Origin of the sequence: Winogradskyella sp. A3E31 (genome assembly GCF_046720935.1) — a bacterium.
Taxonomy (GTDB): Bacteria; Bacteroidota; Bacteroidia; order Flavobacteriales; family Flavobacteriaceae; genus Winogradskyella.
This window is the reverse complement of record NZ_JBHNWH010000010.1, coordinates 40,961-56,381: the sequence shown is the minus strand read 5'-3', so window position 1 is coordinate 56,381 and position 15,421 is coordinate 40,961. Positions and strand designations below refer to the sequence as shown.

Genomic DNA, 15,421 nt, shown 5'->3' with positions numbered 1-15,421 from the left:
TAATTGTGTTTTAATGTTAGAAGGATACGTTTAATCCAAGTGAAATAATTCTGTTAGGTGAAAAATCATTAGCTGAAGGCGATCCTGCAAGGTTATCTTGAGGATTTAGTCCTTTTCTTTCACTTGTTAAAAACAAGTTTTCTCCAGTTATAGATACTCTAAGGTCATCGATGTCGAATGCTTCTTTTACTTTACTACCAAAACTATAGGATAGGTTAACATTTTTTAAAGATAAAAATGATGCATCAGTTAAAAAGCGATCAGAATTTCCTCTTACTAAATCTGGATTACCGTTTTCTAGTCTCGGGACATCTGTAATATCACCAGGTTGTCTCCATGCTCTTAGAATATCTGGGTGAAGTGAGCGCCCATACGTACCAGCGTGCATTAAACCAGAATAACCATTATCTAAGACAGATCCACCAATGCCATATGTAAATAACACATCTAAACTAAAGTTTTTATATGTAACACTGTTTAAGACAGATCCTAGTACATCTGGAATTGATGTATCACCAGTATAGACTCTTTCAGTTTCAGTCCAATCGTTCGTCGTTTGTATACTACCATCTGCATTAAGCACTGGTACACTTTCGTTATCGTCATTCAATTCATATAAAAAGAATAATTGATCTCCATTAGCTGGATCTACCCCTGCAGTTGGAAGCAAGTAAAAATCATATCTAGAGCGTCCTTCTGCCCATCTTTGATTACCGACTATAACTGGAGATGGTAAGCTGGTAATTTCGTTTTTAAATGTAGAAGCCTGAAGATTTAGATCCCACCTAAAGTCAGCAGTGTTAAATAAATGTGCGGTCAATCCAAATTCCAATCCAGAGTTATATAAATCACCAACATTTACAGGAACTTCATTTAACCCATTACTAGGTGCTATTGGTAAAAGATATAAAAGATCGGTAGTTGTTCTTTTATAATATTCAGCGGATCCTTCCAAGAAATTGTTAAAAAGACCAAACTCTAATGCTATGTCAAAAGTTTCAATAGTTTCCCATTTTAAATCACTATTCCCAATATCTGTAAATAGAACAGCAGGACTTCCAGCAGCTGATGTTATACTAAATAAAGGTTGAGAAACATAAAAACCACCTAATCGATCATTACCAACTTCACCCCAAGATGATCGTATTTTAAGTTGATCCACAAAAGATACGTTCTCCATAAATTTTTCTTGGTCTATACGCCACGATCCGCCAACAGAGTAAAATGTACCCTTTCTACTTTCTGGACTAAATACGGAAGATTCATCTTGTCTCACAGAACCACTTAAATAGTACTTATTATCATAGTTATAATTAAGTCTTGAAAAATAACTTTCTATAGCTTTATCATTTGTAGCACCATCGAGGTCTACAATATTTGCAAAGTTGTCAAATTCAAAAATCCCGTTAGCAGCTTGCTGAGTCGCAAGACCACCAATGTCACTAAATATCCACTCAAAACTTTCGTGACCAACAGTAACATCAAGATTGTGATCACCAAAACTTTTGGTGTAGGTAAGAACTTGATTAAATGTTTCTAAATCTCTTCTTGCGCGGTCTTGGCTATATCTTCCGACAGGTTGCGCATCTCCAATAAGATTATTTTCATATTCTCTTTCAACAAGGTCATTGATGTCTCTAGAATATAAAACTCTCAATTTTAAACCGTCAATAATTTTTATTTCTGTAAAAAGTCTCATGCCATAAGTGTTGTCTTGATCTCTCTCATCATTTAATAACAATTCTTGAAGCGCATGACGTCCTTGGTTAACAGGCCTAGATCCGATATTAAATTCTGAAAACCCTTCACCGTTGTCAAAAATAGGGTTTCCAAAATCATCTCTAACTAGATTACCGTTTAAATCGTTGACGAAAACTGGGTAAATAGCACCTATATTCTGTGCAAAAGAAAATGGATTCACAATACTACCAGTACCTCCAGAACTTGGCCCTCTTGCTTCAGTAAGAGCTATATTGGCAGTACCACCAATTTTTATACTTTCACTTACGTCAAACTCAGCATTAAGTCTTGCTGTAATACGATCAAACTCAGACCTAATGACATAACTTTCTTCGTCTAAATATGAAGCGGAAAAGAAAACGGTATGATCTTCGCCTCCAGAAGAAACGTTAACATTGTAGTTATTTCTAACTCCTGTACGCTGTAAAGTATCAAACCAGTCTAAACTTTGATAGATGACTTGAGCATTAGGATTTAATTGACCATCAGTACCAACTATTTGATCGTTAGGTACATTAAAAGGGTTATAGCCTAATTGATTGTAAATATTAGCACTTGCAAAGGCAGGATCACCGCCTCCAGCAGATGAATTTTTTAGAGCCTCCCACATGGCTTCATAATATTGTCCAGGGCCTAATCGATCATATAAAGGGACTGCATTTGTAACCATACCTGTTTGAGCAGAGAAGCTTACTCTTGTACCACTTTTAGATCCTTTTTTGGTTGTTATTATAATAACACCTCCGGCAGCACGTGATCCATAAAGAGAGGTCGACGCAGCATCCTTAAGTATAGTAAAGGACTCGATATCTTCTTGATTGATTGCATTGAGTGAACCTGAGTATTGAGCGCCATCCAATATAATAAGAGGAGCTGCACTTCCGTTAAGTGTACCTACACCACGGATAACTATACCAGGGGATGCACCAGGTCCAGCTGGTGAAGTAAATTGAACACCAGTTGCTCTACCTTCTATTGCAGAAATTGGCGAAGTTACATTTCTTACAGCTAAGTCTTTAGCTCCAACTACATCCGCAGAACCAGTAAAGGCTTCTTTTGTGGTTTGCCCGTAAGCTGTAACAATAACTTCATCAAGAGCTGTTGCATCTTCTGCCATATTAACATTAATGACGTTAGATGCACCTACAATAACTTCTTGGGTTGTAAAACCAACATAAGTGAAAACTAATGTAGCTCCTTGATTAGCATTAATGGTATAATTACCATCAAAGTCAGTTGAGGTACCTATTGTGGATCCTTTTACGACTACAGTTGCACCAGGCAGAGGAACACTGTTATCGTCGTAAACTGTACCTGTGATTGTTTTTTCTTGTGCAAAACTAAATTGTACACATAGCACTAGCAACAAGGCTAGTGCCTGTTTAAAAAGTTGTTTCATTCTTTGATTTTTTGAGTTAGTGGTTTAAAAGTCTTAATAAATGATTAAATAAACAACAATAAATAGTTAATTTTTAAATCTTAAAAAATAAGCTCGCACATAATCCTACACTTCAATACTTGATAATTTTCTTACTTATTTGATTACCATTTAAATATATGTTTAAGAAATATACACCATTTTTATATTGCGATAAATCAAAACTCGCAGAATAGGTTTCGGCTATTTTGGCACCAATGATGTTATAAATCTCAATTTTATCGATATCAAACCTAGTATTGATATTGATGACACTTTGAGTAGGATTTGGGTATATTGAAACCGTATGAGACTCATTTTGATTAGTAGACAAAGTAGTGCATGCTACATTCATAGATGAGTTATCCTCAATAGGGTCATCTGGCGTAAGATCCCTACTGTCAAAGGCAGGATAATCTAAGGGATATTTAATGGCCCTAAACGATAAGTTTGCAATTCCACCTGGATCATCCCCCTGAGAAGCAATATCACCATTGTTGTTGTTTACAGGACTAATATATTCCCAGACTTTGTTCTCTAGTTGATCGATTTCAAAAAACCTACCATTAAAACCTTCACATATAAGCGTATTACCATTTGGAAGTCTCTGAGCACTACTCAAAATACTTGAATAAAAATCTGTTGGTGTTGGAGTATTATAAATATAATCTGGTGCTAATGGCGCATATGCAGTGTTAGCAGTATAATTATAAAAGCCTGGGGAGCTTTCAGGTAAAGTAAATACATAGACATCTGAGAAAAGAGGCGTTCTCCCATTACCATTATTAAAGAGAATCATTTTACCAGCGTCGATAAGTCCATCTTCAATAATGTAAGGATAATGTTGTCCATATAATAAACGATCTGTTTCATCCCCATGTCTGTAAGATTGAGGATTACCCCATCGGTATAAAAAATCACCACCGTTGCCGTAAGTGCCTCCTGAACTTGATGCTGCTTCTAGAGAAGTTGTTGAGTGGTCAATAATATATATTTCACTAAGATTCCTTGAGCTAAGTATAATTTGATCTAAAGCTTCATTATATTGAACTGAATTCATGTGAAGCCAATTTGAACCTCCCGAACCCCCATTTAAAAAGTTAATATCTAACTTCCCCTGACTGAGGCCTACATCACCAAAATTATCCTTTGTAGCATCAAAATCCTGTATTAAATGATCGTTGATATTCCATTCCCATACTACAATAGCACCATTTAAACCAGATGGCGTTACCTCTATAACTTGCTCATTATATAGATCTGATTCAGGGAGTAATGAGGGATTTCTACCTGCTTGGATGGCTTCAGCATTACTCATCACTGTTGCAGCTAGAATTAAAACATTACCATTGGGCATTGGATAAACGTCATGGTGTTGTCTCATTTGAGGGGTGTCGTATAAGTACTGCCATGTTAGGTTGCCATCCCAATCAAATTTTTCAACAATACCACCTTGCCCCCCAAAAGTGATATCACCCGAGCTTGTTCGGCCAGCTCTTAGGATACTGCCATCTTCTAATAAATATACAGCATTGCCAGGCGGGTAGACACTCGACCATTGATTTATAACTTCTCCACAATTATTTATTAAATAAGTTTCAGTACTGGCAGTAAAGAGAGTATATCCTGGTGCTGCATCTTCAGTATTTATAATTGTACCTACTGTATTTTGAGCTAGTGCAAATGAGAAAAATAAATTTATTGAAAGTAGGGTTAGTAATTTTCTATTCATAATTTTTTAGTAATATGAAACAAATCTAACGAATTGAAATTTATATTCAATTTCAAAATTAAAATCTAGCCGTTAAACTAATATGTACTTTAGAGTCCGATATCTTAAATTGTTGACCTTCGGTTTTGCCACTAGAGTAATTTAATTTAAAAAGCCCTGCATTTGTCAATAAACCAAATCCAAACCCAAAACCGAAGAGTTTAGTTTTAGAGTCGACGATGTCATTCTCGAAGTAAGCCGCATCCAAAACGGAATTCACATAAATTGTATTGCTCAATCGGTAGCGGTATTCAGTATTTATGACTCCATAAAGATTTGCAACTAAACTGTTCTCTTCAAATCCTCGAATGGAATTTATGCCTCCAAATCTGTAAAGCTCATTGTCTAGGAAATTGTCTGAAAATAGACTAACTGCTTTTGCCTTAATGAAAATGCTATTCCTATCATTTAGGTTGAATATTTTAAAACTCTCAATTTCAAGCACAGTCTGGTCTATCACTGTTGAGTTGTTGTCTCTCTTTCCAAAACCAAATGAAGTTTCAAAAAACATGTTTACAGGAAAAAGAAAGTCATAATTTTGCGGCCTTATAAATTGATAGCTTAGATTATAAAAATTAGACGAATAATCTTGAAGGTCACTAAAAGATGTGCTTAATAGGTTGCTGGAGTTTATGCCTTTTATACCAGCACCTATTTTGTGATTTGGGTTGATTTGATAATTTATTTTTACAAATTGACTTGTTGTGCTAAAAGTGGTGTCCTTTCTAAAGATATTGAGCCCTACATTAATTTCTATTGGTGAAGAAAAAATAAAAGGGAGGCTCGCATTAATATCTATGGTTTGCTGGTCAATCTCATCACTTTTATAAAAGAGGCTTAGAGACTCTCCATAATTAAGATTATTTGTTAGTTGTAAATCTAGATAACCGTCGAACTCTAACTTGTTGGTGCCTTCATTTGTTCCAAAACCTAAAAACCCATCAAAATTATTACTCTTTGATTTTTCGGTATATATATATAATATGGTAGAATCGTTTGTAAAAAGGACCTCAGGTTCTTTTACTTCTTTTGCAAAGCGCAGCTGCTGTAGAGTAGCAGACCTTTTTCTTATTTGAGTGAGGTTAAATGACTTTCCGGTTTTTAGCTTCAAAAAATGCTTAACATAGGACTTTGGAAATTTCTCATAGCCTTTTACAATTATCTTATCAATTGTTCTTTTTTGATTACTTGTTGTTTCAAGAGTTGCTGAAAGTGTGTTTGAATGCTCTCTTTTAATATCATTTAGCTTGAGTTGTGAAAACGGATCGCCTTGTTCAGCCATCACTTGGTTAAGTGTGGCAAGTTTTGTCTCTAATTCACTGAATTTTATTTCGATAAGAGATTCTGAAAGTTTTAAGCCAGCAGATTTTAAAATGCTAATATCAAAGTTGTCCTTAATATATATCTTTACGGCATTAATTTTATCTCCTAAATAAAATTCGGCTAAATAAGTGCTGTCATTTTCTTTTATGATTTGATTCAGCTTAGTGTCTATGTAACCATTTTTAATAAGACGTTTAGAAATGGAGTCAACCTCACTGCTTAAGCTTTTAAAATCTTCATGAGATTTAGAATAGTTTAAAGAATCAATAACAGAAGTAGTGTGCTGAGATTCTCCAGAAGCGTTTAGAGTTAATTTTTGACCATGTATAGTTGCCGAGATGCAATTAAAAAAAAGAAGGAGCAAACAATAATTACGCATCATTTTGTTTCGATCACTTTAGTTGCTTAAGCGAGTAATTAATGTAAAAGTAACCTTTAATATATATGGTAAAAACGAATAAGTCAAATTCTTTGCAAAATTAATTCATTAGTGTTTGAATAATTGAGATTAATTTCTACCTTTGCAGCCCTCAAAAGTGAGGGTTTTAATATTATATAGTAAAATTATATGCCAACAATTTCACAATTAGTACGAAAAGGAAGAGCCAAAATAACCAAGAAGAGTAAATCGGCTGCTTTAGATTCGTGTCCTCAGAGACGTGGTGTATGTACTCGTGTTTATACAACGACACCTAAAAAACCAAACTCAGCAATGCGTAAGGTAGCAAGGGTTCGTTTAACAAACGGTAAAGAGGTGAATGCATACATTGGTGGTGAGGGTCACAACCTACAAGAGCACTCGATAGTATTGGTTAGAGGTGGAAGGGTAAAAGATTTGCCAGGTGTTAGATATCACATCGTTCGTGGAGCATTAGATACAGCAGGTGTATCTGGTAGAACACAACGTAGATCTAAGTATGGTGCAAAACGCCCTAAAAAGTAATTAAAAACTTTAAGAAGAAGACATGAGAAAAAGAGCAGCAAAAAAGAGACCTCTTTTACCAGATCCAAGATTTAACGATCAGTTGGTAACACGATTTGTCAATATGATGATGTGGGACGGTAAAAAGTCTGTAGCTTTTAAAGTATTCTACGACGCAATTGATATTGTTGAGGAGAAAAAGAACGACGACGAAAAAACAGCATTAGAAATTTGGAAAGAAGCATTATCTAACGTTATGCCTCACGTAGAAGTACGTAGCCGTAGAGTTGGTGGAGCAACATTCCAGATACCAATGCAGATTCGTCCAGACCGAAAGGTTTCTACTGCAATGAAATGGCTAATCAGCTTTTCACGTAAAAGAAACGAAAAATCTATGGCACAAAGATTAGCAGCAGAAGTATTGGCTGCAGCTAAGGAAGAAGGTGCTGCTGTTAAGAAGAGAGTTGATACTCACAGAATGGCAGAAGCAAACAAAGCATTCTCACACTTTAGATTTTAATAAACAATGGCACAAAGAGATTTAAAATATACAAGAAATATAGGAATTGCTGCGCATATTGATGCCGGTAAAACAACAACTACAGAGCGTATCCTTTATTACACAGGTGTATCCCACAAAATTGGTGAGGTACATGATGGTGCTGCTACTATGGACTGGATGGAGCAAGAGCAAGAAAGAGGTATTACAATTACTTCTGCTGCTACAACTTGTACCTGGAAGTTTCCAATGGAAAATGCACAGCCATTACCTGAAACAATGGATTACAACTTTAATATTATCGATACTCCTGGTCACGTAGATTTTACTGTTGAGGTAAATCGTTCGTTACGTGTATTAGATGGATTGGTTTTCTTATTTAGTGCAGTTGATGGTGTTGAGCCACAATCTGAAACTAACTGGAGACTTGCCGATAACTATAAAGTACCTCGTATAGGTTTTGTAAACAAAATGGACCGTCAAGGATCTAACTTTATGGCAGTTTGCCAGCAAGTTAAGGACATGTTAGGTTCTAATGCTGTACCTATTGTAATGAACATCGGTGACGAAATCGATTTTAAAGGTATTGTTGACTTGGTGAAGAACCGTGCTATCATTTGGCATGATGAAACTCAAGGAGCGACGTTTGACGTTGTTGATATTCCTGAAGAATTAAAAGCAGAAGCAGCTGAACTAAGAGGTAAACTTATTGAAGAAGTTGCCGCTTATGATGAGAATCTGTTAGAAAAATATATGGAGGATGAAGATTCTATTACAGAAGACGAAGTGCATGCTGCACTTAGAGCTGCTGTGATGGATATGTCTATCATCCCAATGATCTGTGGATCTGCATTTAAAAACAAAGGAGTTCAGTTCCTTTTAGATGCGGTTTGCCGTTACTTACCTTCTCCAGTTGATAAGGAAGGTATTACTGGTGTTAATCCAGACACAGAAAAAGAAGAATTACGTAAGCCAGATGTAAAGGAGCCTTTTGCTGCTTTAGCATTTAAAATTGCGACCGATCCTTTCGTAGGACGTTTAGCATTTTTCCGTGCCTATTCTGGTCGTTTAGATGCGGGATCTTATGTACTGAATAATCGTTCAGGTAAAAAAGAACGTATCTCTCGTATTTACCAAATGCACTCTAACAAACAAAATGCTGTCGATTATATCGAAGCTGGTGATATTGGTGCAGCAGTTGGTTTTAAAGATATTAAAACAGGTGATACCCTTTCAGACGAAAAGCATCCAATTGTTTTAGAATCTATGAACTTTCCAGATCCAGTAATTGGTATCGCAGTTGAGCCAAAGACTAAGGCGGATGTCGATAAATTAGGTATGGCTTTAGGAAAGCTAGCTGAAGAGGATCCAACATTTACTGTTAGAACTGATGAAGCTTCTGGCCAAACAATTATCTCTGGTATGGGTGAGCTTCACTTAGATATCATTGTAGATCGTTTGAAGCGTGAGTTCAAAGTTGAGGTGAATCAAGGTCAACCACAGGTTGAGTACAAAGAGGCAATTACAAGAGCTGCTGATCATAGAGAGGTTTATAAGAAGCAATCTGGTGGTCGTGGTAAATTCGCAGATATTGTATTTACAGTTGAGCCTGCTGAAGAAGGAAAAGTTGGTTTAGAGTTTGTTTCTGAAATTAAAGGTGGTAACGTTCCTAAGGAATTTATCCCTTCCATTGAAAAAGGATTTAAACAAGCAATGATCAATGGTCCACTTGCAGGATTTGAAGTTGATGCGATGAAAGTGACATTGAAAGACGGATCTTATCACGATGTGGATTCGGATCAATTATCATTCGAATTGGCAGCAAAATTAGGATTTAAGAATGCAGCTAAAGCTGCTAAAGCTGTAATAATGGAACCTATCATGAAACTTGAGGTGATTACGCCAGAAGAAAACATGGGTGATATTGTTGGGGATTTAAATAGAAGAAGAGGTCAAGTAAGTGATATGGGTGATAGAGCTGGTGCAAAAACTGTTAAGGCAACTGTACCGTTATCTGAGATGTTTGGTTATGTTACAACATTAAGAACATTATCTTCAGGTAGAGCAACATCAACAATGGAATTTTCACATTATGCTGAAACTCCATCTAATGTATCAGAAGAAGTAATTAAAGCAGCAAAAGGCGTAGAAGCTTAAAACTAAAAGAAAATGAGTCAGAAAATTAGAATAAAATTAAAGTCTTACGATCATAATTTAGTTGACAAGTCTGCTGATAAGATTGTAAAAACAGTAAAAAGTACTGGTGCTGTTGTAACGGGTCCAATCCCATTACCAACTCACAAAAAGATTTTCACTGTCTTACGTTCACCACACGTAAATAAGAAGTCGAGAGAGCAATTTCAATTAAGTTCTTATAAGAGGTTATTGGATATTTACTCTTCATCTTCTAAGACGATTGATGCTCTAATGAAGCTTGAATTACCAAGTGGAGTTGAGGTGGAAATCAAAGTGTAAGTGTCATTCCTGCGAAAGCAGGAATCTCATGAATAGAAACAAATAGTTTCAAAAACATGTCCAGAGCTGCGAGCAAAGGAAAAACGGTAAAAATACAATTCAAGGCTGAAGTGTATTTCGGCCTTGAGTTTTAAATAACAAATAGTAATAATTAATAATTAATAAATATGTCTGGGTTAATTGGAAAAAAAATCGGTATGACCAGCATTTTCGATGAAAATGGAAAGAACATTCCATGTACAGTAATCGAAGCTGGACCATGTATCGTTACCCAAGTCAGAACTGAAGAAGTTGACGGCTATAGTGCTGTTCAATTAGGTTTCGATGACGCGACAGAGAAAAGTGCTACTAAAGCAGACTTAGGTCATGCTAAAAAGGCAGGTACTTCTGTAAAGCGTAAAGTTGCTGAATTCAAAGGTTTTGATGCGGAGTACAAATTAGGTGACGCTGTCACTGTAGAGCACTTTATTGAAGGTGAATTTGTTGATGTGTCTGGCACCTCTAAAGGTAAAGGATTTCAAGGTGTTGTAAAACGTCACGGTTTTGGTGGTGTTGGTCAAGCTACCCATGGTCAGCATAACCGTCTAAGAGCTCCTGGTTCTATTGGTGCAGCTTCTTATCCTGCGAGAGTATTCAAAGGAATGAAGATGGCCGGAAGAATGGGTGGTGAGAAAGTGAAAGTTCAAAATTTAAGAGTTTACAAAGTAGTTCCAGAAAAGAACTTACTTGTTGTTAAGGGATGTGTTCCTGGTCACAAAAATTCTTATGTAATTATTCAGAAGTAATGAAGGTAGCAGTTTTAGATATTAACGGAAAAGACACTGGAAGGAAAGTTGAACTTTCTAAAGAAGTGTATGCTATTGAGCCTAACAACCACGCTGTTTACTTAGATGTTAAGCAATACTTAGCAAATCAGAGACAGGGTACGCACAAGGCTAAAGAAAGAGCTGAGATTACTGGTAGTACACGTAAGATAAAGAAGCAGAAAGGTACTGGTACTGCAAGAGCAGGTAGTATTAAGTCTGGTATCTTTAAAGGTGGTGGTCGTATGTTTGGTCCTAGACCGAGAAATTACGGTTTTAAATTAAACAAAAACGTAAAGCGATTAGCACGTAAATCAGCATTAAGTATTAAGGCAAATGATAAGTCGATAGTTGTATTAGAAGATTTCAATTTTGATGCACCAAAGACTAAGAATTTTACCAATATTTTAAAGGCTTTAGAGGTTGAAAACAAAAAATCTCTATTTGTGTTGGGGACGTCGAATAATAATGTATATTTGTCGTCACGCAATTTAAAGAGCTCTGAGGTCATAAACAACTCAGAATTAAACACTTATAAAATTATGAATGCTAATAAAGTTATTCTTACAGAGAGTGCTTTAGAAGGAATTGAATCGAATTTAAGTAAATAGAACAACGATGAGTATCTTAATAAAACCTATCATCACCGAGAAAGCGACCATGCAAAGTGAGTCGTTAAATGCATATGCATTTGAGGTGAATACAAAGGCGAACAAGATAGAAATCAAAAATGCAGTTGAGGCTGCTTATGGAGTTTCTGTTGAAAAAGTTCGTACTATAAATGTCCGTCCAGAAAGAAGATCTCGTTATACAAAAACGGGTATTCAACATGGTAAAACAAATGCTGTTAAAAAGGCAATTGTACAACTGGCGGAAGGTGAAACAATAGATTTATACGCTAACATGTAATTAGACTTATGTCAGTAAGAAAATTAAAACCGATCACATCAGCTCAGCGATTTAGAGTAGTAAATGGATTTGACGCCATCACTACTGATAAGCCGGAGAAGAGTTTACTCGCTCCGAAAAAAAGATCTGGTGGTAGAAACAGTCAAGGAAAAATGACCATGCGCCATATGGGTGGAGGTCATAAAAAGAAGTATCGTATTATAGACTTTAAACGTAACAAAACTGGAATTCCAGCAGAGGTTAAGTCTATAGAGTACGATCCAAACAGAACAGCATTTATTGCTTTGTTGAACTATCAAGATGGTGAGAAGCGATATATTATAGCTCAAAATGGTTTACAGGTTGGGCAAACAGTTGTATCTAGTGAAAGTGGAGCTGCTCCAGAAATTGGAAACGCAATGCCATTAAGTGAAATCCCTTTTGGTACAATTATATCTTGTATAGAATTACGTCCTGGTCAAGGTGCTGTAATGGCACGTAGTGCTGGTGCATTTGCACAGTTAATGGCAAAGGATGGTAAGTTTGCAACGGTAAAATTACCTTCTGGTGAAACACGCTTAATTTTAGCAACGTGTATGGCTACGATAGGTGTGGTTTCTAATTCAGATCATCAGTTAATTGTATCTGGTAAAGCAGGTAGAAGTAGATGGTTAGGAAGAAGACCTAGAACAAGACCAGTGGTAATGAACCCAGTCGATCACCCAATGGGTGGTGGTGAAGGTAAGTCTTCAGGTGGTCACCCAAGATCTAGAAATGGCATACCAGCTAAAGGTTATAGAACACGTTCTAGAACTAAGTCGAGTAACAAATATATTGTAGAACGTAGAAAGAAATAATTAAGATAGTATGGCACGTTCATTAAAAAAAGGACCTTATATCCATTATAAATTAGAAAAGAAAGTTGCAGAAAATGTAGCTTCAAACAAAAAGACAGTTATCAAAACTTGGTCTAGAGCATCTATGATTTCTCCAGATTTTGTTGGTCAGACGATTGCTGTTCATAATGGAAGACAATTTGTTCCTGTTTACGTAACAGAGAATATGGTAGGTCATAAGTTAGGAGAATTTTCACCAACGAGATCCTTTAGAGGTCACGCAGGTGCTAAGAATAAAGGTAAAAAATAAGAATCATGGGAAGTCGTAAAAAACAAATGGCAGATGCCATTAAGGCTGAGAAAAAGCAGGTTGCTTTCGCTAAGCTAAATAACTGTCCTACATCACCACGTAAAATGCGCTTAGTTGCGGATTTAGTAAGAGGTGAAAAGGCAGAGAAAGCTCTTCAGATTCTTAGATTTAGCCAAAAAGAAGCTGCTCGTCGCTTAGAAAAACTAGTATTATCTGGTATTGCTAACTGGCAAGCTAAAAACGAAGAAGCTGATATTGAGGAAGCAAACTTATTTATTAAGGAAATAAGAGTAGATGGTGGCGCAATGTTAAAGCGTTTACGCCCTGCACCTCAAGGTAGAGCCCACAGAATTAGAAAAAGATCTAATCACGTTACAGTTGTGATAGATGCATTAAATAAAACACAAAGCTAAGATAGAGATATGGGACAAAAGACAAATCCAATCGGAAATCGCTTAGGTATTATCAGAGGATGGGAATCTAACTGGTATGGAGGAAATGATTATGGAGACAAGCTTGCCGAAGACGATAAAATTAGAAAATACGTTCACGCACGTTTATCTAAAGCTAGTGTAAGTAGAGTAATTATTGAGCGTACGCTTAAACTTGTAACCGTTACTATCACTACTGCTAGACCTGGTATTATTATCGGTAAAGGTGGACAAGAGGTAGACAAGTTAAAAGAAGAGCTTAAAAAGATTACTGGTAAAGAGGTTCAGTTGAACATCTTTGAGATTAAAAGACCTGAGTTAGATGCTCATTTAGTAGCAGCAAGTATTGCTCGTCAAATTGAAAGCCGAATTTCATACAGACGTGCTATAAAAATGGCAATAGCTGCAGCGATGCGTATGAATGCTGAAGGTATTAAAATTCAAATTAGTGGTCGTTTAAACGGTGCTGAAATGGCACGTTCTGAGCACTATAAAGAAGGACGAATTCCTTTATCTACATTCAGAGCTGACATCGATTATGCTTTAGTTGAAGCACATACTACTTATGGTAGGCTAGGTGTTAAGGTCTGGATCATGAAGGGCGAGGTTTACGGAAAGAGAGAGTTATCACCACTAGTTGGTTTATCCAAGAAGCAAGGAAAAGGCGGACGTGGAGGTAACAAAAGAGGGAACCAACGTCGTAGAAAGTAATTTTTTAAAGTAAACAAGAAATGTTACAGCCTAAAAGAACAAAATTTCGTAAGCAGCAAAAGGGACGTATGAAGGGTAATTCCGGAAGAGGTCATTTGTTATCAAATGGAACATTCGGCATTAAGTCTTTAGATTCCTCATTTATTACTGCACGTCAGATAGAAGCAGCACGTATTGCCGCTACACGTTATATGAAGAGAGAAGGATCAATCTGGATTAAAATTTTTCCAGACAAGCCTATCACAAAGAAACCTCTTGAAGTACGTATGGGTAAAGGTAAAGGTGCCGTTGAATATTGGGCAGCTGTCGTAAAACCAGGTCGTATATTATTTGAAGTAAGTGGTGTGCCAATTGAAACAGCTCAAGAAGCGTTACGTTTGGCAGCTCAAAAACTTCCGGTAAAAACCAAATTTGTAATAGCTAGAGATTACGAAGCTTAATAAAAGATATTATGAAGCAATCAGAAATTAAACAGCTATCTACAGCTGAGTTACAAGAGAAACTTAGTGAAACTAAAAAGAGTTATGCGGACCTAAAGATGGCTCATACGGTGTCTCCACTAGAGAACCCAATTCAATTGAGAAACGTGAGACGCACAGTAGCACGTTTAGCAACAGAGTTAACTAATAGAGAAGTGCAATAATTGTATTCTGCTGAAAGATGGAAAAAAGAAACTTAAGAAAAGAACGTATAGGAGTAGTTACTAGTAACAAAATGCAAAAGTCAATTGTTGTTGCTGAGGTAAAGAAAGTAAAGCATCCTATGTATGGAAAGTTCGTGTTAAAGACAAAGAAATATGTCGCACACGATGAAACAAACGACTGCAACATTGGTGACAAAGTAAAGATCATGGAAACACGACCTTTAAGTAAGTCTAAATGTTGGAGATTGGTAGAAATAATTGAAAGAGCGAAGTAATTATGGTACAACAAGAATCAAGATTAAAAGTAGCTGACAATACAGGAGCAAAGGAAGTTTTAACTATCCGTGTTCTTGGTGGTACAAAGAGACGTTATGCCTCTGTAGGTGATAAGATTGTAGTTTCTGTGAAAGCAGCAACTCCAAACGGAAACATTAAAAAAGGTGCTGTGTCTACAGCAGTTGTTGTACGTACTGTAAAAGAAGTGAGACGTCCAGATGGATCTTATATTAGATTTGACGACAACGCTTGTGTCCTTTTAAACCCACAAGGTGAAATGAGAGGAACACGTGTTTTTGGACCAGTAGCTAGAGAACTTCGTGATAAACAATTCATGAAAATTGTATCATTGGCACCAGAAGTGCTTTAATTGATA

General features: G+C 36.3%; 18 protein-coding genes. 15 read left to right on the top strand and 3 right to left on the bottom strand.

The features are described from left to right. Positions 1–16: 16 nt before the first annotated feature. The 3 genes from ACFEMA_RS12990 to ACFEMA_RS12980 all read right to left on the bottom strand — a co-directional run bounded on the left by ACFEMA_RS12990 (position 17) and on the right by ACFEMA_RS12980 (position 6,615). On the bottom strand, positions 17–3,139 hold the full coding sequence (locus ACFEMA_RS12990) for a SusC/RagA family TonB-linked outer membrane protein (protein ID WP_411768639.1): 3,123 nt from the start codon (positions 3,137–3,139) through the stop codon (positions 17–19). Positions 3,140–3,251: 112 nt separating this feature from the next. Continuing rightward, positions 3,252–4,889: an aryl-sulfate sulfotransferase gene (locus ACFEMA_RS12985; protein WP_411768638.1), complete on the bottom strand. Its 1,638-nt coding sequence runs from the start codon at positions 4,887–4,889 to the stop codon at positions 3,252–3,254. 58 nt (positions 4,890–4,947) lie between these two features. After that, positions 4,948–6,615, bottom strand: coding sequence for a POTRA domain-containing protein (locus tag ACFEMA_RS12980; protein WP_411768637.1), 1,668 nt, complete (start codon positions 6,613–6,615; stop codon positions 4,948–4,950). Between the two features lie 204 nt (positions 6,616–6,819). Between ACFEMA_RS12980 and rpsL the strand changes: the two genes are divergently transcribed. The 15 genes from rpsL (at position 6,820) to rplN (ending at position 15,415) form a co-directional block, all read left to right on the top strand. After that, entirely contained in the window at positions 6,820–7,194 is a 375-nt protein-coding gene (gene rpsL, locus ACFEMA_RS12975) for a 30S ribosomal protein S12 (protein ID WP_179354551.1), read from the top strand. A 22-nt stretch (positions 7,195–7,216) separates the two neighbouring features. Beyond that, entirely contained in the window at positions 7,217–7,693 is a 477-nt protein-coding gene (gene rpsG, locus ACFEMA_RS12970) for a 30S ribosomal protein S7 (protein WP_411768636.1), read from the top strand. A 6-nt stretch (positions 7,694–7,699) separates the two neighbouring features. Beyond that, positions 7,700–9,829: an elongation factor G gene (gene fusA / locus ACFEMA_RS12965; RefSeq protein ID WP_411768635.1), complete on the top strand. Its 2,130-nt coding sequence runs from the start codon at positions 7,700–7,702 to the stop codon at positions 9,827–9,829. Between the two features lie 12 nt (positions 9,830–9,841). Beyond that, complete coding sequence (gene rpsJ / locus ACFEMA_RS12960; protein ID WP_007650482.1) at positions 9,842–10,147, top strand: 30S ribosomal protein S10; 306 nt, start codon at positions 9,842–9,844, stop codon at positions 10,145–10,147. Positions 10,148–10,314: 167 nt separating this feature from the next. Then, a complete protein-coding gene (gene rplC / locus ACFEMA_RS12955; protein WP_411768634.1) occupies positions 10,315–10,932 on the top strand; it encodes a 50S ribosomal protein L3 in 618 nt (205 codons plus the stop codon). Then, entirely contained in the window at positions 10,932–11,561 is a 630-nt protein-coding gene (rplD, locus tag ACFEMA_RS12950; protein ID WP_411768633.1) for a 50S ribosomal protein L4, read from the top strand. Before rplC ends, rplD begins: the two co-directional genes overlap by 1 nt. A 7-nt stretch (positions 11,562–11,568) precedes the next feature. Then, positions 11,569–11,859 (top strand): 50S ribosomal protein L23, encoded by a 291-nt coding sequence (rplW, locus tag ACFEMA_RS12945; protein WP_411768632.1) that lies wholly within the window; start codon positions 11,569–11,571, stop codon positions 11,857–11,859. 8 nt (positions 11,860–11,867) lie between these two features. After that, positions 11,868–12,695, top strand: a complete 828-nt coding sequence (rplB, locus tag ACFEMA_RS12940; RefSeq protein WP_411768631.1) for a 50S ribosomal protein L2 — start codon at positions 11,868–11,870, stop codon at positions 12,693–12,695. Positions 12,696–12,705: 10 nt separating this feature from the next. Continuing rightward, on the top strand, positions 12,706–12,984 hold the full coding sequence (gene rpsS / locus ACFEMA_RS12935) for a 30S ribosomal protein S19 (protein ID WP_008269180.1): 279 nt from the start codon (positions 12,706–12,708) through the stop codon (positions 12,982–12,984). Between the two features lie 5 nt (positions 12,985–12,989). Next, positions 12,990–13,397: a 50S ribosomal protein L22 gene (gene rplV / locus ACFEMA_RS12930; protein WP_411768630.1), complete on the top strand. Its 408-nt coding sequence runs from the start codon at positions 12,990–12,992 to the stop codon at positions 13,395–13,397. 9 nt (positions 13,398–13,406) lie between these two features. After that, positions 13,407–14,126 (top strand): 30S ribosomal protein S3, encoded by a 720-nt coding sequence (gene rpsC / locus ACFEMA_RS12925; RefSeq protein WP_411768629.1) that lies wholly within the window; start codon positions 13,407–13,409, stop codon positions 14,124–14,126. A gap of 20 nt (positions 14,127–14,146) precedes the next feature. Then, positions 14,147–14,566 (top strand): 50S ribosomal protein L16, encoded by a 420-nt coding sequence (gene rplP / locus ACFEMA_RS12920; protein ID WP_411768628.1) that lies wholly within the window; start codon positions 14,147–14,149, stop codon positions 14,564–14,566. Positions 14,567–14,577: 11 nt separating this feature from the next. Further along, a complete protein-coding gene (gene rpmC, locus ACFEMA_RS12915) occupies positions 14,578–14,769 on the top strand; it encodes a 50S ribosomal protein L29 (protein ID WP_411768627.1) in 192 nt (63 codons plus the stop codon). Between the two features lie 17 nt (positions 14,770–14,786). Then, complete coding sequence (rpsQ, locus tag ACFEMA_RS12910) at positions 14,787–15,044, top strand: 30S ribosomal protein S17 (protein WP_411768626.1); 258 nt, start codon at positions 14,787–14,789, stop codon at positions 15,042–15,044. 2 nt (positions 15,045–15,046) lie between these two features. Further along, positions 15,047–15,415, top strand: a complete 369-nt coding sequence (gene rplN, locus ACFEMA_RS12905; protein WP_411768625.1) for a 50S ribosomal protein L14 — start codon at positions 15,047–15,049, stop codon at positions 15,413–15,415. The last annotated feature ends 6 nt before the right edge of the window (positions 15,416–15,421 follow it).